This is a genomic window from uncultured Gordonia sp. (assembly GCF_937858515.1).
Taxonomy (GTDB): domain Bacteria; phylum Actinomycetota; class Actinomycetes; order Mycobacteriales; family Mycobacteriaceae; genus Gordonia.
In genome coordinates this window covers 1-18,361 of the sequence record NZ_CALLZT010000019.1, presented here as the reverse complement: position 1 = coordinate 18,361, position 18,361 = coordinate 1, and the positions used below count along the sequence as shown (strand labels likewise).

13 protein-coding genes and 2 pseudogenes are annotated in these 18,361 nt (G+C 66.0%); 11 read left to right on the top strand and 4 right to left on the bottom strand.

The genetic code is table 11. The annotated features are described in order from the left end of the window. From Q0627_RS01525 to Q0627_RS01505, 5 genes and pseudogenes are all read left to right on the top strand, one after another. Positions 1–205 (top strand): hypothetical protein (locus Q0627_RS01525; RefSeq protein WP_298807323.1); only part of this gene is annotated, 205 nt, incomplete at its 5' end. Continuing rightward, complete coding sequence (locus Q0627_RS01520) at positions 205–978, top strand: ATP-binding protein (protein WP_298807321.1); 774 nt, start codon at positions 205–207, stop codon at positions 976–978. The genes Q0627_RS01525 and Q0627_RS01520, both read left to right, overlap by 1 nt. 336 nt (positions 979–1,314) lie before the next feature. Further along, positions 1,315–1,731, top strand: a pseudogene (locus Q0627_RS01515) (transposase); the annotation flags it as partial. Between the two features lie 248 nt (positions 1,732–1,979). After that, positions 1,980–2,753 carry an ATP-binding protein gene (locus Q0627_RS01510; protein WP_298807321.1) on the top strand — a complete coding sequence of 258 codons (774 nt, stop codon included), beginning with the start codon at positions 1,980–1,982 and terminating at the stop codon, positions 2,751–2,753. A 299-nt stretch (positions 2,754–3,052) separates the two neighbouring features. Continuing rightward, positions 3,053–4,069 (top strand): Rpn family recombination-promoting nuclease/putative transposase, encoded by a 1,017-nt coding sequence (locus tag Q0627_RS01505; protein ID WP_291012487.1) that lies wholly within the window; start codon positions 3,053–3,055, stop codon positions 4,067–4,069. Positions 4,070–4,202: 133 nt separating this feature from the next. On the opposite strand, the gene Q0627_RS01500 is transcribed toward Q0627_RS01505, so the two are convergent. Then, positions 4,203–4,943 (bottom strand): DUF305 domain-containing protein, encoded by a 741-nt coding sequence (locus tag Q0627_RS01500; RefSeq protein ID WP_291012485.1) that lies wholly within the window; start codon positions 4,941–4,943, stop codon positions 4,203–4,205. A 159-nt stretch (positions 4,944–5,102) separates the two neighbouring features. On the opposite strand from Q0627_RS01500, the gene argS reads away from it, so the two are divergent. From argS to rho, 6 genes are all read left to right on the top strand, one after another. After that, a complete protein-coding gene (gene argS / locus Q0627_RS01495; protein ID WP_298807316.1) occupies positions 5,103–6,755 on the top strand; it encodes an arginine--tRNA ligase in 1,653 nt (550 codons plus the stop codon). Beyond that, the gene (gene lysA, locus Q0627_RS01490; protein ID WP_298807314.1) at positions 6,752–8,173 is read left to right on the top strand and encodes a diaminopimelate decarboxylase; all 1,422 of its coding nucleotides are present in this window, start codon (positions 6,752–6,754) and stop codon (positions 8,171–8,173) included. Before argS ends, lysA begins: the two co-directional genes overlap by 4 nt. Continuing rightward, a complete protein-coding gene (locus Q0627_RS01485) occupies positions 8,170–9,483 on the top strand; it encodes a homoserine dehydrogenase (RefSeq protein WP_298807312.1) in 1,314 nt (437 codons plus the stop codon). The genes lysA and Q0627_RS01485 overlap by 4 nt, the downstream gene beginning before the upstream one ends. Before the next feature lies 1 nt (position 9,484). Next, on the top strand, positions 9,485–10,576 hold the full coding sequence (thrC, locus tag Q0627_RS01480) for a threonine synthase (RefSeq protein WP_298807310.1): 1,092 nt from the start codon (positions 9,485–9,487) through the stop codon (positions 10,574–10,576). Positions 10,577–10,583: 7 nt separating this feature from the next. Next, entirely contained in the window at positions 10,584–11,582 is a 999-nt protein-coding gene (gene thrB / locus Q0627_RS01475; RefSeq protein WP_298807327.1) for a homoserine kinase, read from the top strand. Between the two features lie 428 nt (positions 11,583–12,010). Beyond that, entirely contained in the window at positions 12,011–13,885 is a 1,875-nt protein-coding gene (rho, locus tag Q0627_RS01470; RefSeq protein WP_298807325.1) for a transcription termination factor Rho, read from the top strand. Between the two features lie 79 nt (positions 13,886–13,964). Here the strand turns inward: rho and Q0627_RS01465 are convergent, their stop codons facing one another. From Q0627_RS01465 to Q0627_RS01455, 3 genes and pseudogenes are all read right to left on the bottom strand, one after another. Then, positions 13,965–15,002, bottom strand: coding sequence for a heme transporter (locus tag Q0627_RS01465; protein ID WP_298807309.1), 1,038 nt, complete (start codon positions 15,000–15,002; stop codon positions 13,965–13,967). Positions 15,003–15,040: 38 nt separating this feature from the next. After that, positions 15,041–16,963 carry a sulfite reductase flavoprotein subunit alpha gene (locus Q0627_RS01460; protein WP_298807307.1) on the bottom strand — a complete coding sequence of 641 codons (1,923 nt, stop codon included), beginning with the start codon at positions 16,961–16,963 and terminating at the stop codon, positions 15,041–15,043. Between the two features lie 2 nt (positions 16,964–16,965). After that, positions 16,966–18,361, bottom strand: a pseudogene (locus tag Q0627_RS01455) (glutamate synthase large subunit); the annotation flags it as partial.

The following is an 18,361-nucleotide window of genomic DNA, read 5'->3' as shown; positions in this document are numbered from 1 at the left end:
TCCGTCGTATACGACCGTCAAGCGGGCCATGGCCTCCATCCACGCCGATGCCGATGTGCCACTACGACCGGTACCGGCACCATCAACACGACGACAGCGCCCCGGCCCCAACCCCAATGGGCCAGCCCAACCGCTGGGGCCCGAAGTCTACGTTCGCGACGCCTCGCACTACGACACCACCGGCCCCGAAGGGCAGGTGCGCTGATGAGCGTGTTCACCAGCGAGGACTACGACAAGTTCCGGGCCCTGCGCGTCACCCACATCGCCGCACGATTCGAAGAACTGATCAGCGATGAGGCCAACGACGCCGTCACTCCCGAACAGCTGTTCCTCACCGCCGTTGACGACGCGATGGACGCCCGCACCGCCGGCAAGATCGACAAACTGATCAAAGCCGCCAAGTTCCCCATCCCCACCGCCACGATCGCTGAAATCGACTACCGCGACGGCCGGGGCCTCAACCCGGTCCGCATGACCCGCTACGGCACCACCGACTGGCGAGCCGATCACCTCAACGTGCTGATCACCTCACCAACAGGAGGTGGCAAAACCTACATCGCCTGCGCGATCGGGATCGCCGCCTGCCACCGCACCCACCCGGTGATCTACACCAGACTCGACGAACTCGCCCGCGACCTGGCCATCGCCCGCACCGACGTCATCGCCCACCAAAAACTCATCGACCGGCTCTCCACGATCGACCTGCTGATCATCGACGACTTCCTCACCGTCAGCATCGATCCCGAAGCCGGCAACGACCTGTTCGCGATCCTGGCCAACCGCAACGAACGACTCGCCACGATCATCGCCTCCCAAACCGGCCCCGCACACTGGGTCGACGCCCTACCTGATCGAGTCGCCGCCGACTCCATCGTCGACCGCCTCGCCCACCACGCCCGCCGCATTGAACTCGGCGGGATCGACATGCGCAAGGCCTGCCACGACCAAACACGAACATCCGAACAATTCTGGGAATAACCCCTTGCACCATCGACTCCGGCCCGGCCCGGCAACAACCGGGCCGGAGCCGGCAGCAGTACCCACCCCACAGAATCCGAGTACCAACTACGCAGACCACCGGTACCAACCGGCGCTACGTATCACCTGAACTGCGGGAGCTGAGTAGGCAGAATCGGGCCAATGCCCTGTTCGATTTCGATGCGCACTGCGAGGATACGGAGTTCGGCTACCGGTTCCTTGCCGGGCAAGCCGATACCGTGGGTGAATCGATGGCCGAGCGAGCGGCGCGGCAGATCTGCCGCGTCAACCGGTGGTGGTCAGTGGTCGGCAAGAAGTGAGCCGTAACGGTCACCGATTCACGATGATCTGGTCCAACGCGACCTTCTTACCGCCGCCGAGCCGAATCAGTTGTGGCTGACCGATATCACCTAACACCACACCGCCGAAGGCAGGCTCTATCTGTGCGCCATCACGGACGTGTACTCCTGGCCGGCAGATCGTCGGCTACAGCATGGACTCGCCGATGAAGTCCCGGTTGGCTACGGTAGCGCTGCACAACGCGGCGGCCCGTCGTGGAGAAGTCGCCGGCTGCTGCGGACAATTCAGACAGATCGGGGATCGCTGTTCCGGTCACGAAAATTCGTACTCGCCTTGAAGAATACTCATGGCTTGAATACTCATGGACTGGCCAGGTCGATGGGCAAAGTCGGGGATAGCGCCGCGATGAAGAGTTTCTTCGCGCTACTGCAACGCAACGTCCTCGACCGTCAACGCTGAGATACCCGTCCCACCTTGGTCGGTTGACGCCGGTCGAGTTCGAAGCAACGATCAACGCCGCTGCCGCGACATGACAACCAAACTGTCACCTATGTGCCACTACGACCGGTACCGGCACCATCAACACGACGACAGCGCCCCGGCCCCAACCCCAATGGGCCAGCCCAACCGCTGGGGCCCGAAGTCTACGTTCGCGACGCCTCGCACTACGACACCACCGGCCCCGAAGGGCAGGTGCGCTGATGAGCGTGTTCACCAGCGAGGACTACGACAAGTTCCGGGCCCTGCGCGTCACCCACATCGCCGCACGATTCGAAGAACTGATCAGCGATGAGGCCAACGACGCCGTCACTCCCGAACAGCTGTTCCTCACCGCCGTTGACGACGCGATGGACGCCCGCACCGCCGGCAAGATCGACAAACTGATCAAAGCCGCCAAGTTCCCCATCCCCACCGCCACGATCGCTGAAATCGACTACCGCGACGGCCGGGGCCTCAACCCGGTCCGCATGACCCGCTACGGCACCACCGACTGGCGAGCCGATCACCTCAACGTGCTGATCACCTCACCAACAGGAGGTGGCAAAACCTACATCGCCTGCGCGATCGGGATCGCCGCCTGCCACCGCACCCACCCGGTGATCTACACCAGACTCGACGAACTCGCCCGCGACCTGGCCATCGCCCGCACCGACGTCATCGCCCACCAAAAACTCATCGACCGGCTCTCCACGATCGACCTGCTGATCATCGACGACTTCCTCACCGTCAGCATCGATCCCGAAGCCGGCAACGACCTGTTCGCGATCCTGGCCAACCGCAACGAACGACTCGCCACGATCATCGCCTCCCAAACCGGCCCCGCACACTGGGTCGACGCCCTACCTGATCGAGTCGCCGCCGACTCCATCGTCGACCGCCTCGCCCACCACGCCCGCCGCATTGAACTCGGCGGGATCGACATGCGCAAGGCCTGCCACGACCAAACACGAACATCCGAACAATTCTGGGAATAACCCCTTGCACCATCGACTCCGGCCCGGCCCGGCAACAACCGGGCCGGAGCCGGCAGCAGTACCCACCCCACAGAATCCGAGTACCAACTACGCAGACCACCGGTACCAACCGGCGCTACGTATCAGGGGCCATGCGTCGTGCGCGCACGTATCCGTCCGGGTGTTTCTGGAGGGTTCGTTCAAATTAGGGTGAACTGGCTGCGGGAGCCGACGATTCCTTGCGGACCCACGGATTCTCGGTCTCGTCCAGAGCAGGTGACGACGGACGAATGTCCGAACCCGTCAGTATGGTTCTCCCCATGATGAACGAGGGGGATACGTCCGCAGGCGGGCAACCGCACGATGCGCTGTTTCGGCTGATCTTCACCGACCCCGGCGACGCAGGATCAGAGCTACGCTCAGTCCTGCCGCCAAAGTTGGCCGACCACATCAACTTCGATGATCTCGCCCTCCAGGAGGGAACCTTCATCGATGACGACCTGCGCCACCAGCAGACAGACGTCCTGTTCAAAACCACGATCGATGAGCTGGACGCCTATCTGTATGTCCTCATCGAACATCAGCGCAGCCCCGATCCGCTCATGGCCTTCCGGATGTTGCGCTACCAGGTCCGCATCTGGGAACGACACCGCGACCAACATCCAGCCGAATCCGGTAAACCGCCACTGCCACTGATTGTTCCCGTGGTCGTTTACCAAGGCCGGCGTCGCTGGACCGCTCCCACTGACATCGCCGACCTCCTCCACATCGACGAATCATTCTCATCCGTCGCCGGGAATCTGATTCCGCACTGTGCCTACCTGCTCGACGACCTCACCACCGTCGATGACGCCGCGCTCCGTGCCCGTCCGTTGACCACCGCCGCGCGGATCACCTTCGTGTTCCTCACCAAAGCACCGGACGATCCCGATGCCACTCACTGGCTGCCGAACTGGACTGATCACATCATCGAACTTGACAACAGACGCCTCGAAGCCTTGTTCCAGTATCTTGTAAGAGTAAGTCCCACACCCGTCGAAGACATCGTCCACTACGCCGTAACAGTCGGAACCGAAGCAGTGGAGGCCGCCATGAATACAGCAGACGTGCTCATCGCCCAAGGGCGAGCGGAAGGGCGAGCCGAACGGCAGGATGAAGCCCGAGCCGAAGGCCGAGCCGGATTGTTCATCGAGCAGCTGACCCTCAAGTTCGGGGAAATCGATGCCGACACGCGTCGTCGGGTCGAGTGCGCCAACGCCGAGCAGATCTCGCGGTGGAGTGCCCGCCTGCTCGCCGGCGTCGACACGATCGACCAGGTCTTCGTAGAGCAGACATAGCTGCCCATGACCTGACGCAGGCCGAACTTGCTGAACGGCATCTCACAGATCGCTTCTCGATCACGCAGATCGAGAAGGGGGAGACCATCACGGCGGTGGAGAAGCTGCCGGGCTGCCTATGAACTGAGTGTCCTCAGTTCATAGGCAGCGGTGGGGTATTGCGTTCGGCCAGGAGGCTTCTGAACAGGGCGATTTCATCGGTTTGCTGGCCGTCCATGTGGCCGGCGAGGTCGCGGACGTACTCCTGCGAGACGTTGGCCGGGTTGGCGGCGTAGGTCATCATGTGCAGGCCGCCCTCGTGGTGGCGCAGCATCAGCTGGATGAAGAAGGTGTCGGCGTCGGCACCGTGCAGCGACCGCAGCTTGGTCATCTCCGCATCGGTGGCCATGCCCGGCATCGCCGGCTTGTCGGCCGCTGCAGGGGTGGTGGGCGCGGGCGTACTCATGCTGTGACCGGCGTGCGACGACATGTCATGACCGCCGGAATCGGAGTCCGACGATCCGTGACCCATCCATGTCATCGGTGCGTCGGGGTTCTCGACCGGCTGATCCCACAGGTTGAGCCACCCGGTCATCTGGCCGATCTCGCGGGTCTGATCGGCCAGGATGGTCAGCGCGATCTTCTTGATCGCGGGGTCTGCGCCCTGCGCGATCACGACCTCGGCCATCTCCACACCCTGCGCGTGGTGCACGATCATGTCCTGCGCGAACCCCACCGCCGCCGAACCGCTGTCCGGATGATCCTCGGAGTCGCCGGCGAAGCTGGCGGTGAGCAACCACCCCAGCCCGACACCCAGAAGCAGCGCGACGATGCCGATCGCCGCAGGTAGCAGCCACGGGCGGGAGGCGGGGGCGGGTGTCGGGGCTTCGGACACGATGCGGTGAACCTCCAGCGGGGGACGGGGCGGGCCACCGGGCGGCGGCTGCTACGAACGTCCCATCTGCCGCTTCCGGCGAACCCGGCAGGGGTGAGGGCCGGGCACAGGTGGAGTCGATTGTCCCATCACAGGCCCCGGAACATAGGATGAATACCCGTGACTCCTGCCGCCCTCGCTGCGCTTCTCCGCGAGATAACGCTGACCGTCGTGTCCGACCGGGGCCTCGATACCTCGCTGGTGCCCGAGACCGTGGTGGTCGAGCGTCCCCGCAACGCCGACCACGGCGACTACGCCACCAATATCGCGCTGCAACTGGGCAAACGTCTCGGCGTGGTGCCGCGTGAGTTCGCCGGCTGGCTCGCCGAGGCGTTTGCCGCCGCCGACGGCATCGACAAGGCCGATGTCGCCGGTCCCGGATTCGTCAACGTGTGGCTGGCCGCCGCCGCGCAGAATACCGTCGTCGAATCGGTGCTGGCCAAGGCCGTGGACTACGGGCGCGGCAGCGAACTGTCCGGCACCGCGATCAACCTCGAATTCGTCTCGGCCAACCCGACCGGCCCGATCCACCTCGGCGGCACCCGCTGGGCGGCCGTCGGCGACGCACTGGGCCGCGTGTTCGCCGCCCGCGGCGCCGCGGTCACCCGCGAGTACTACTTCAACGACCACGGCGGCCAGATCGATCGCTTTGCCAAGTCGCTGGAGGCATCCGCGCTGGGACAGCCCACACCTGAGGACGGGTACGCCGGCGACTACATCACCGAGATCGCCGAGAACGTGGTCGCGAACGTGCCCGGCGTCCTCGACCAGGAGCCCGACGAGCGCCGCGAAACGTTCCGCGCCGAGGGCGTCGAGCTGATGTTCGGTCAGATCAAACGCAGCCTGCACGAGTTCGGCACCGACTTCGACGTGTATACCCACGAGAACTCGATGTTCGAGCGCGGACTCGTCGACACCTGCATCGAACAGCTCAAGGCCAACGGCAACCTGTACGAGAAGGATGGTGCCTGGTGGCTGCGCACCACCGACTTCGGCGACGACAAGGACCGCGTCGTCATCAAGAGTGACGGTGAGGCCGCCTACATCGCCGGAGACATCGCCTACTACCGCGACAAACGCGACCGCGGCTTCGACCTGTGCGTCTACATGCTCGGCGCCGACCACCACGGCTACATCAAACGACTCAAGGCGGCCGCGGCGTCGCTCGGTGACGACCCGGACACCGTCGAAGTCCTGATCGGGCAGATGGTGAACCTCGTCAAGGACGGCCAGCCGGTGCGGATGAGCAAACGTGCGGGCAACGTCATCACCATCGACGACCTGGTCGGCGCGGTCGGTGTCGACGGCGCCCGCTACTCGCTCATCCGGTCGTCGGTGGACGTCAACATCGATATCGACCTGGATCTGCTGGTCAAGCAGTCCAACGACAATCCAGTGTATTACGTCCAGTACGCGCACGCCCGGCTGTCGGCGCTGGCTCGCAGCGCCGCCGAACTCGGCCTCGAACTCGGCACCGACAATCTCGGACTGCTCGACGACCCCGCAGAGGGCGATCTGATCCGCACCATCGGTGACTACGACGAGGTGGTCGCCACCGCCGCCGAACTGCGCGAACCGCACCGGGTGTGCCGGTACCTCGAAACCCTCGCCGGGGCCTACCACCGCTTCTACGCGCGCTGCCGGGTCCTGCCGCAGGGCGACGAGGAGCCCGGCGACATCCACCGCGCGCGGCTGGCGCTGTGCGAGGCGACCCGGCAGGTGCTGGCCAACGGCCTGGACCTGGTTGGCGTGAGCGCACCGGAGCGGATGTGAGCGCGCATCCGGCCGGACCCCGGCACGCGGACATCCCGGCGGCCCCGCATCTCGCGCAGCGCCCCAACGATCCGGCCGTTCTCGCCGAGATTCCCGCAAATGTGTGGCCGCGCAACGCAATCCGTGACGATTCGGGTGAGGTGACACTGGCCGGTGTGCCGGTGTGCGAGCTGGCCCGCGAATACGGCACTCCGCTGTTCGTGGTGGACGAGAAGGACTTCCGGTCCCGCTGCGCCGATATGATCGGAGCGTTCGGTCAATACGGCCGGGTTCACTACGCGTCCAAGGCATTTCTGAGCACCGAGATCGCCCGCTGGGTGAACGAGGAAGGTCTGTGCCTGGACGTGTGCTCGGGCGGCGAACTCGCCGTCGCTCTGCATGCGGGCTTCCCGGCGGAGCGAATCGCGTTGCACGGCAACAATAAAAGCTCAGCGGAACTGGCCGCCGCCCTCGATGCGGGCGTCGGCCACATCGTGCTCGACTCGCTCGCCGAGATCGATCGGCTCGACGCCCTCGCGGGTGAGCGGGGCCTCGTCGCCGACGTGCTGGTGCGGATCACGGTGGGCGTGGAGGCGCACACCCATGAATTCATCGCCACCGCGCACGAGGACCAGAAGTTCGGGTTCGCGCTGTCCGGCGGCGTCGCGATGGACGCGGTGCGTCGTGTGTTCGCCACCGACAACCTGCGGCTCGTCGGATTGCACAGCCACATCGGCTCGCAGATCTTCGACATGGACGGTTTCGAACTGGCCGCGCACCGCGTGCTGGGCCTGCTCAAGGAGATCGTCTCCGAGTTCGGTGTCGACAAGACCGCACAACTCGAAGTCATCGATCTCGGTGGGGGACTGGGGATCTCGTACCTCGAAGAGGACGACCCGCTGCCGGTGAAGGACGTCGCCGACACCCTGGCCGCGATCGTCCGGCGCGAGTCGGCCGCCGTCGGACTGCCGATGCCGACCCTGGCCGTCGAACCCGGACGGGCGATCGCCGGACCCGGCACCGTCACCGTGTACGAGGTCGGCACCATCAAGGACGTCGAACTCGAACGCGGAGCCATCCGGCGCTACGTCTCGGTCGACGGCGGGATGAGCGACAATATCCGCACCGTCCTGTACCAGGCGGAGTACGACGTACGATTGGTCTCGCGCGTGTCATCGGCGCCCGCGGTGGTGAGCCGGGTGGTGGGCAAGCACTGCGAGAGCGGTGACATCATCATCAAGGATTGCTGGCTGCCGGGCGACCTGCAGGCCGGGGATCTGCTGGCGGTGGCGGCGACGGGGGCATACTGCTACTCGATGTCGAGCCGGTACAACATGGTGATGCGTCCGCCGGTGGTGGCCGTCGCCGACGGCGCATCGCGACTGCTGATCCGTCGGGAGACGATCGAAGACTTCTTGCGACTGGAGGTAGGCAAGTGACCGAAGCCGTTCAGGACCGGCCGGCCATCGGTGTGGCGGTGCTCGGCATGGGCAACGTCGGCGCCGAGGTCGTGCGCATTCTTGAGGAGAACGCCGACGACCTGCGGGCTCGCGTGGGCGCGCCGCTGGAGATCCGCGGCGTGGCAGTGCGTGACCTCACCAAACCACGCAAGATCGATTCGGCACTGCTCACCACCGATGCCGCCGCCCTGGTGGCCCGCGACGACGTCGACATCGTCGTCGAACTCGTCGGCGGTATCGACCCGGCCCGGGAACTGATCCGCACAGCGCTGACCGGCGGAAAGTCCGTGGTGTCGGCCAACAAGGCGCTACTGGCCGACTACACCGGCGAGCTGGCCGGAGCCGCCGCCGAGGCGAAGGTCGACCTGTACTTCGAGGCCGCCGTGGCCGGTGCGATCCCGGTGATTCGGCCACTGATGCAGTCCCTCGCCGGTGACAAGGTGGAGCGTGTCGCCGGAATCGTCAACGGCACCACCAACTTCATCCTCTCGGCGATGGATTCCACCGGGGCGGGCTACGACGAGACTCTCGCCGAGGCCGGCCGTCTCGGGTACGCCGAGGCCGACCCCACGGCGGACGTCGGCGGCTATGACGCGGCAGCCAAGGCCGCGATCCTCGCCTCGATCGCCTTCCACACCCGGGTCACGGCCGCTGACGTGTACCGCGAAGGCATCACCGAGGTCACCGCGGCCGACCTGGCCGCTGCCCAGAAGTTCGACTGCACCGTCAAGCTGCTCGCCATCTGTGAGCGGATCGCCGGCGACGACGGCGAGCAGGTCTCCGCTCGCGTCTATCCGGCGCTCGTCCCGCTGTCCCATCCGCTGGCCTCGGTCAGCGGTGCGTTCAACGCAGTGGTGGTGGAGGCCGAGAACGCCGGGCGGTTGATGTTCTACGGCCAGGGTGCCGGTGGTGCTCCCACGGCTTCGGCCGTGATGGGTGATCTGGTGATGGCGGCGCGCAACAAGGTGCACGGCGGTCGCGGACCACTCGAATCCACCTACGCCGAACTGCCCGTCGCCTCCATCGACGACGTGCCCACCCGCTACTACGTGTCGATGCGGGTTGCCGACCGGCCCGGGGTCCTCGCGCAGGTGGCCGGCGAATTCTCCAAGCGTTCGGTGAGTATCTCCGCGGTGCGTCAGGAGGGCGCCGGCGACGACGCCCGGCTGATCGTGGTGACCCATCGTGCACCCGACCGCGCGCAGTCGGAAACCGTTGCGGCACTGGAAGACATGGATGCGGTGATCAAGGTATCCAGCGTCCTCCGAATGGAAGGAACAGATGACTGACGTGAGCCCGACTGACGTGACCCCCACCCCCGTGCACCGCGCCTGGCCGGGCCTCATCGAGGCCTACCGGTCGCGGATGCCCGTCGCCGACGACTGGAAGGTGGTGACGCTGCTGGAGGGCGCCACTCCGCTGGTGCCGGCACCGCACCTGTCCGAGCTCACCGGGTGCGAAGTGTACCTTAAGGTGGAGGGGCTGAACCCGACCGGCTCCTTCAAGGACCGCGGAATGACGATGGCTGTGACCACCGCAGTCAACAACGGCAAGCGGGCCGTTCTGTGCGCGTCGACGGGCAACACATCCGCGTCGGCCGCCGCTTATGCGACCCGAGCCGGTATCACCTGTGCCGTGCTGATCCCTGAGGGCAAGATCGCCATGGGCAAGCTGGCGCAGGCGGTTATGCACGGCGCCAAGATCATTCAGGTTCAGGGCAACTTCGATGACTGCCTCGAACTGGCCCGCAAGGTCACCGCGGACTTCCCGGAGATCGAACTGGTCAACTCGGTGAACCCGGCCCGTATCGAGGGGCAGAAGACCGCCGCGTTCGAGATCGTCGACGTGCTGGGCCGAGCGCCCGATGTGCACGCGTTGCCCGTGGGCAATGCCGGCAACATCACCGCTTACTGGAAGGGCTACCGCGAATACCACGCCGACGGCATCAGCTACTCTCTGCCGCGGATGCTGGGCGTGCAGGCCGCGGGTGCGGCGCCGTTGGTGAACGGTGCACCGGTGAAGAATCCGGAGACCATCGCCACCGCGATCCGCATCGGATCGCCGGCGAGCTGGAATCAGGCGGTCGCCGCCAAGGACGAGTCGAACGGCCAGTTCCGGGCGGCGACCGACGAGAAGCTGCTGGAGGCCTACCGGCTGGTCGCGGGCAAGGAAGGCGTGTTCGTCGAACCGGCCTCTGCCGCCAGCGTGGCGGGCCTGCTCGCCGCCCACGCCGACGGCTGGATCGAGCCGGGCAGCACCGTCGTGTGCACCGTGACCGGTAACGGTCTCAAGGATCCGGACACCGCGCTCTCGGGTATGCCCGAGGTCAACGCCATCCCGGTCGACCCGGTTGCGGTTGCGGATGCTCTCGGTGTCGGCTGACCTGGAGATGGCCGGCGACCTGCTGCCGGAGGCGCCCCCGTCCGTCGGGGATGCCGATACTGTTCTGCCCGAAGGTATTTCAGCTCGGGTTAGAGTCCCGGCCTCGAGTGCGAATCTGGGGCCGGGATTCGATTGCCTCGGTATCGCGCTCGGAGTGTACGACGAGTTGACCGTGACGACGGCTCCGTCGGGTATTCACATCGATGCAGTCGGCGAGGGCGCCGACGACATTCCCCGCGACGACCGGCATCTCGTGGCGCGGGCGGTGCGCCGCGGATTGGAATACGGCGGCGCGAGCGCGAGCGGCCTGACCCTGCAGTGCGTGAACGCGATCCCGCATTCGCGCGGCCTCGGCTCGTCGGCGGCCGCCGCAGTCTCGGGTTTCGCTGCGGCGTCGGGTCTGCTCGCCGCCGCCGGTGTTCGTGAACCGTTCACCGATGCCGAGCTGGTGCAGCTTGCCGGCGAGTTCGAGGGTCACCCGGACAACGCGGCCGCGAGCGTACTCGGCGGGGCGGTGGTGACCTGGACCGACAGCCCCCTAGAGGCCAATCCCGACGGTGTGGTGGCCGATGGTGACATCTACCTGGCCCGTCGACTGGCCGTGCATCCCGACATCCGGGCCACGGTATTCGTGCCGGAGACGGAGTCATCGACCTCGCACACGCGTGGCCTGTTGCCCGATTCGGTCCCGCGCACCGATGCGGTGTTCAACCTGTCGCGTTCGGCGCTGGCGGTGGTTGCCCTCACGACGGATCCGGAATGCCTCTTCGACGCAACCGTCGACCGTCTGCACCAGCCGTATCGGGCGCCGTCGATGCCGCACAGTGCCGAACTCGTCGCGATGCTGCGCGAACACGGCTATGCCGCGATGGTGTCGGGGGCGGGGCCGTCGGTGCTGATCCTCGGTGCGCTCCCGGTGACCGACGACGTGGTGGCGCTCGCGCACGATATCGGATTCGCCACCTGGCCCGTCGAAGTGGCCAAAGGTGTCGAGATCTCCTGGTGACACCCCGTCCGGACGGGAATGATGGCCGCCGATTGTAATTTCGGGCGTGTTACCCGTAGTATGCGAAAACGGCCAGCGTAGTATGGGTCTTGGCCGCGCAGAGTTTTCTGCCACGTTTCTCTTCCGCAATCCGGCACATCTCATCCCGGAACTCGTACACCGCACCGGGTGTGGCCGAGGTGAGCAGTCGCCCCGGGTACGGGCGGGGTGTCACCCGATGCGGAGCCCATAGAAGCGGGGATTCTCGTGGCGCACACCCCGAATACTTTCCCTGCCGACGTCCACCCGGACGTACATTCTCCCGCTGAGCGCGGGGGCAGCCTAGACCCCGATCTCATGAGTAGAGAACGGGGAACGAAAGGACATCCGTGACCGATACGGACGTGATCAGCGCGCCGAAGAGCAAGGCACGTGCCGGACTTTCCGGCATGGTCCTCACCGAATTGCGTGCTCTGGCCGGTGAGCTGGGTATCAAAGGCACATCGGGCATGCGCAAGGGCGATCTCATCGCCGCTATCAAAGAACGTCAGGGCGGCGCCGATCAGCTCACCCTGACCCCCGACGTGCCCAAGAGCGCGGACACGGCCAAAGTCGTCAAGACCAAGGCGCCCCGCACGACTCGTGCGCCGCGTGCGGCCAAGGTTACCGACGAGGGTACCGACAGCGCGCCTGAGGCTGCTTCGGCCACCACCGACAGCGCCACCACCGACGCGGGTCAACCTGGTGGACCCGCGGGCGAGCCGCGGGCCGATGAACCGGCCAAGGACGACGCCGTGAAGGCCGAATCCGGCAAGAACGAATCCGGCAAGAGCGAGGGCGGCAGGCCGGAATCGCCGCGTGCCGAGAGCGCCGCCGGCGAGCAGCAGGGTGACAACGCCCAGGGTGATGGTCGCGGCCGTAACCGGAATCGCAATCAGCAGGGCCAGAACAACAACCAGCGCGGGGACAACCAGCGCGGCGACGGCCAGCGCGGTGATAACCAACAGAGCAAGAACCAACAGGGCAAGAACCAGCAGGGTGGGCAGAACGGCCCACGCGACGATGACGACGAGGACGGCGGCGGCCGCGGCCGCCGCGGCAGGCGTTTCCGCGAGCGCCGCCGCGGGCGTGACCGCGACTCGGTGGCCTCGGGTGAGCCGCAGATCGCCGAGGACGACGTCCTGCAGCCGGTCGCGGGCATTCTCGACGTCCTCGACAACTACGCCTTCGTGCGCACTTCCGGCTACCTGGCCGGGCAGAACGACGTCTACGTGTCGATGAACCTGGTGCGCCGCTACGGACTGCGCCGTGGCGATGCGGTAACCGGTGCGGTGAAGGTGCCCAAGGACGGTGAGCAGGCCAACCAGCGGCAGAAGTTCAATCCCCTGGCACGTCTGGACACCGTCAACGGCGGTGATCCCGAAGCGGCCCGCAAACGTCCCGAGTTCAACAAGCTCACCCCGCTGTACCCCAATCAGCGGCTGCGGCTGGAAACCACGCCCGAGCGTCTCGACACCCGCGTCATCGACCTGATCATGCCTATCGGCAAGGGCCAGCGTGCGCTGATCGTGTCGCCGCCGAAGGCCGGTAAGACGACGATCCTGCAGGACATCGCCAACGCGATCACCACCAACAACCCCGAATGCCACCTGATGGTGGTGCTGGTGGACGAGCGCCCCGAAGAGGTCACCGACATGCAGCGATCGGTGAAGGGTGAGGTTATCGCCTCCACCTTCGACCGGCCGCCGTCAGATCACACCTCGGTTGCCGAACTGGCCATCGAACGGGCCAAGCGCCTCGTCGAGCAGGGCAAGGACGTGGTGGTTCTGCTCGACTCGATCACCCGTCTAGGCCGCGCGTACAACAACGCGTCGCCGGCGTCGGGACGTATCCTGTCCGGTGGTGTCGACTCGACGGCCCTGTACCCGCCCAAGCGGTTCCTCGGCGCCGCGCGCAACATCGAGAACGGCGGTTCGCTCACGATCATCGCGTCGGCGCTGGTGGAGACCGGATCGACCGGTGACACGGTCATTTTCGAGGAGTTCAAGGGCACCGGCAACGCCGAGCTCAAGCTCGACCGCAAGATCTCCGAACGCCGGGTGTTCCCCGCGGTCGACGTGAACCTGTCGAGCACTCGCAAGGATGAGCTACTGCTCTCGCCCGAGGAGTTCTCGATCGTGCACAAGCTGCGCCGGGTGCTCAGCGGGCTCGATTCGCAGCAGGCCATTGATCTGCTGATCTCGCAGCTCAAGAAGACCAAGACCAATATCGAGTTCCTGATGCAGGTCCAGTCGAACGCTCCCGGGGCGATGAAGGACGACTGATCGGCCTACTAGCACTACGACAACACCCCCGAAGGCCGGGTTTCCCGGCGATCGGGGGTGTTGTGCGTATACGGCGCTCTCAGGCGGCGAGATCGTCGATGAGCTGATCCCAGGCTTCCGAGGCGATGGCGGCGACCGGCCCGGTCTGGGTGGCCACGAAACTGCACCGGCCGTGCCGGTCGTACAGTTCGATCGCCCCGGTGCGGCCGCACGCGCCCTGCGACCACGTGATCCAGCAATCCTCGACGAGATTGAAGTTGATCATCACGCGCGCCGTTCCCGACGCGATCACCATGGTGCCGTTGTGTTCCCGGCATCCGTCGAGCTCGGCATGGCGCATCTGCAGACATCCTGTGGCGACCGCGCACAACGTCAGCGGCATACCCAGCAGCGCGGCGTGCTCGAGTGCGGAGATCACCCGGGCCTGCTCGACGCGGACCGCGGGCAGTGGTGAAGCGATGGTTTCGTCGGCCAGACGGCCGCGCCGCCAGGCCCCGCAGTCATCGAGCAGTGTGTCGAACAGAGCAATCTGGTCATCGTCGGGGATCTGGGATGCGTCCGGCTCGACGTGTTGGTCGGCTGACTGGCCAGGGTCGTCTCCGGTGGGCGGCACCGCCAACGACAGCGCCTCGAACGCCAGCCGGTCGGAGTGCTCGGTCAGATACGTCGCGTGCGCGGTGTTCCCGTCGGCATCGAACAGGCGCAGCGTCGGCGGAACATGCGCTGACGGCTCGGTGATCAGGGCTTTCCCGAGGCGTCGGGGATTGATCCGCAGCGAGATGCGGGAACCGTCCGGCCGCAGCGGTCCACCGATCTCACCCGGAGCGCTGTGCACGCCCACGTCGTTCATGACGACGGGGCCGGCGACGGTCACCCCGACCACACGGTCGAGCAGGGACAGGTTGGCGGCCAGTTCGCGGATCGGGGTCTCGAGCACGGCCCCGGCGAACCCGGGCGTGGCCAACAGCGTGTCCAGATCGCTGGCCGTGTGCCGTGCCCGGCCCGGACAGTAACAGCCCGATGCATTCGCGCATCCGTGCCGGGTGATACCGGTGACCTCGTGGTCACCGGCGGTGCCGGTCGAGTCATCGGGTGTTGTGTCCGGGGAATCGGGCATCGTCGCCTGTTCCTTCCTGCTCGCCGCCGGGCGAGTCTCTAGTACACGTCGCGCAGGTAGCGCTTGTCGGATTTGAGCTTGCTGATGTAGGCCTCGGTGTCGTTGGCCGAGAGTCCGCCGTGCTCGGCGATGAGCTCGTGGAGGGCTTCGTCGACGTCGTGCGCCATCCGGGTCGCGTCACCGCACACGTAGATGTGGGCGCCGGATTCGAGCCAGGAGAAGAATTCGGCGCCCTTTTCGAGCATCCGGTTCTGCACGTAGACCTTGTGTTCCTGATCGCGTGAGAATGCGAGGTCGAGATGGGTGAGGACGCCGTCGGTGACGAACTGACCAAACTCGTCGGCGTAGATGAAATCGCTGGCGCGGTGCTGATCGCCGAAGAACAGCCAGTTCTCGCCCGTGGCTCCCTGCGACACCCGCTCATGCAGGAAGGCGCGGAACGGCGCGACGCCGGTACCGGGCCCGATCATGATGACCTTGGCGTCATCGGCGGGCAGCCGGAACGACTTGTTGGGGGTGATGTACACGCCCACCTGCTCGCCCACCGATCGCCGATCGGCGAGGTAGGTCGAACACACGCCGCCTCGATCGCGGTTCCCGGTGCGGTAGCGGACCGTGGCCATGGTGATGTGCACCGAACCGGAGTGAACTCGCGGGCTCGATGAGATCGAGTAGACGCGCGCGGCCAGTGGCTTGAGTTCGGCGATCAGTTCCTCGGGGGTGATGGTGAGGTTCGGGTCGACGTTGAGGACGTCGAGGACGTCGCGGCCGTACAACCAGGCGTCGAGTGCCTCGTGATCGCCGGTGTCGACGAGGTGGCTGATCTCGGGGTCGTGGGTGCGTTTGGCGATGTAGTCGACCAGGTACTTGGTGGGCACACCGACCTCGTAGTGATGGGTGAGTGCCTCGCGCAGGGAGTGCTCGGTCTTGCGGTCCTTGATCACCTCGTCGCCGGTGGCACCGATGCGCTTGAGGATCAGATCGACGACGACCGGGTCGTTGACGGCGGCGATGCTGATGCCGTCGCCTGGTTCGTAGGCGATACCGCTATCGCCGAGCGAGATCTCGATGTGCCGCACCTCCTTGGCGGAGGTGGCACCGGAGAGCACCGAGTTGGTGATGATCGTCGCCGGATAGGGGTTCTTTCGGCCCCAGGCGGACTTGCCGCCGGACTTCGCCGGTGCGGGCTCGGGAGTCTCGGGGACCTCGACAACAGCGGGCTCGGCAACTGCGGGTTCGGTGATGGTGGGCTCGGGCGTGGGGACCTCGACCGCGGGTTCCTCGACAGCGGCCGCGGCACCGGCGGCGGCGAGCGCGGGCAGCGCCTCGGCGATCCAGTCGTCGGCCGGTCCCTGGTAATCGACATCGCAGTCGACGCGGTCGATGACTCTGGTCGCGCCCAGTTCGGCGATCCGCGCATCGAAGTTCTTGCCGGCCTGACAGAACCCGTCGTAGATGGAGTCACCGAGCGCGACGACACCGAAATAGGTGCCCTCGAGCCGCGGTGCGTCCGGACCGGCGACCTCCTGCCAGAAATCCTCGGCGTCATCGGGCATCTCACCCTCGCCGTAGGTGGAGCAGACGATCACCAGATGGCCGGCGGCCGCGAGCGTATCCAGGTCCATGTCGCCCATGTCCTTGGTTGCGGCTGCGAAGCCGTGCTCGGCTGCGGCGGTTTCGATCTGTTCGGCGACGTACTCGGCGTTGCCGGTCTGCGTGCCGTAGACGATCAGCAGCGGTCGCGGACCGGCTTCGGCTGCGGCGGGCTCGGCGGCCGGCTGTGTAGCAGGTGCGGCCGCGTCGATCGTGGCGGCGGAAATCGGGGCAGTAGCGGAAGCGGCGGGCTGCGCCGGCTCCGAAGGCAGTCCGATCCGGGTGTTCAATCCGGCCAGAAATCCTGCCAGCCAGGCCTTCTGTTCGCCCGTGAAGGGTACGTCCGCGGGAATGTGAGGCAGTTCCATGTCTATCCGACCTTAAATTTGTCAGTGCGATTTGCGTCACTGTGATATATACCGGCCGCAATGGTAGCGGTGACATCCGGGACGGCTCTGGAGGCGAAGAGCTCATCGAAACCGGGCAGTCCACCGAGCTTTTCGCGGTTGACGGCATCTTGATGAAGAACCCAGCCGTAGGTCGCGGGCGCGTCGATCGACCGGACGTTACGCAGCCACAGCGCGTTCTTGTAGTCGGTGACGCGCTTGTTGCCGATCAGTGCCGCGAGCTGCTCGCGGGTGTAGCCGGAGAGGATGTCGCGGGCATACTTCTTGACGCGCCCGGTGAGTTCGAAGTCCTCGGTCAGCACCAGATTGCGGGCGGCCTTGGCTATCGCGGTCTCGCCGGTTTCCGCCGAGGTCTTGCGCAGGCGGCGGGTCGCCACTTCCCGGGCGAGTTCGAAGACGATGAACGCGCCGAGCACACGGAACATCTGTTCGTCGTCGGTGTGGCCGAACTCGGGGGTGAGCCCGTCCGCGACCGGTGCCTTGTGCCGGATCGAGACCTTCAGTTTGCGGACCTGGTCGCCGGCGATCGCGGTGGACAGTTCGTCGAGCAGCTCACGCTGGGACAGGCTGGCCATGATGGTGTCGCTGTCCTGATGCTGCAGCAGCGCCTTGGGCATGGCGTAGCTGACGTAGTGGCGTTCGGTCTCCCAGTTCTGGATGAGCCTGGTGGCCAGTGCCGATCCGGTGGCCTGCGCGTGCATGTGCAGCAGGGTGCGGGCGGCATGGTGGTGGAACGGCGCGTACGGATCGTCCACTCCGGTGACGGAGCCGACGATCACCGAATCGGTGCTGATGCGGGACTCCAGGGTGCACGCCGGGTCGTACTGATAGAGGAATCCGCCGCTCATCCCGTTGGCCAGGCCCTTGCCGTACCCGCCGAGATTGAACACAGCACCGTTGGTCATGTATTCGCAGCCGTACTCGCCCAGACCCTCGACGACGGCCGTCGCGCCCGAGTTGCGGACCGCGAACCGGTCACCCGCCTCACCCTCGACGAACAACCGGCCGCCGGTGGCGCCGAACAGCGCGAAGTTGCCGACCAGGACATTGCCGCCGACCCCGGGTGAGCCGCCGCCGGGGGAGCCGACGATCACGGTGCCGCCCGACATCGACTTGCCGACACCGTCGTTGCAGGTGCCCGTGTGGACCATCCGCATCCCGTCGGTGCAGAACGCCGCGTACGACAACCCGGCGGACCCGGTGCTGGGCACAGTGACGGTGTCCGCATCGAGATAGCGGCGGCCACGGTCGTCGGTGTACACCGGGCGCAGCGATGCGGCGGTCCGGTCGTTGATCTCGTAGTTGAGGATGCGCTCGATGTCGATCGCGAGCTGCGCGCCGACGCTCTTGTTGCGGTTG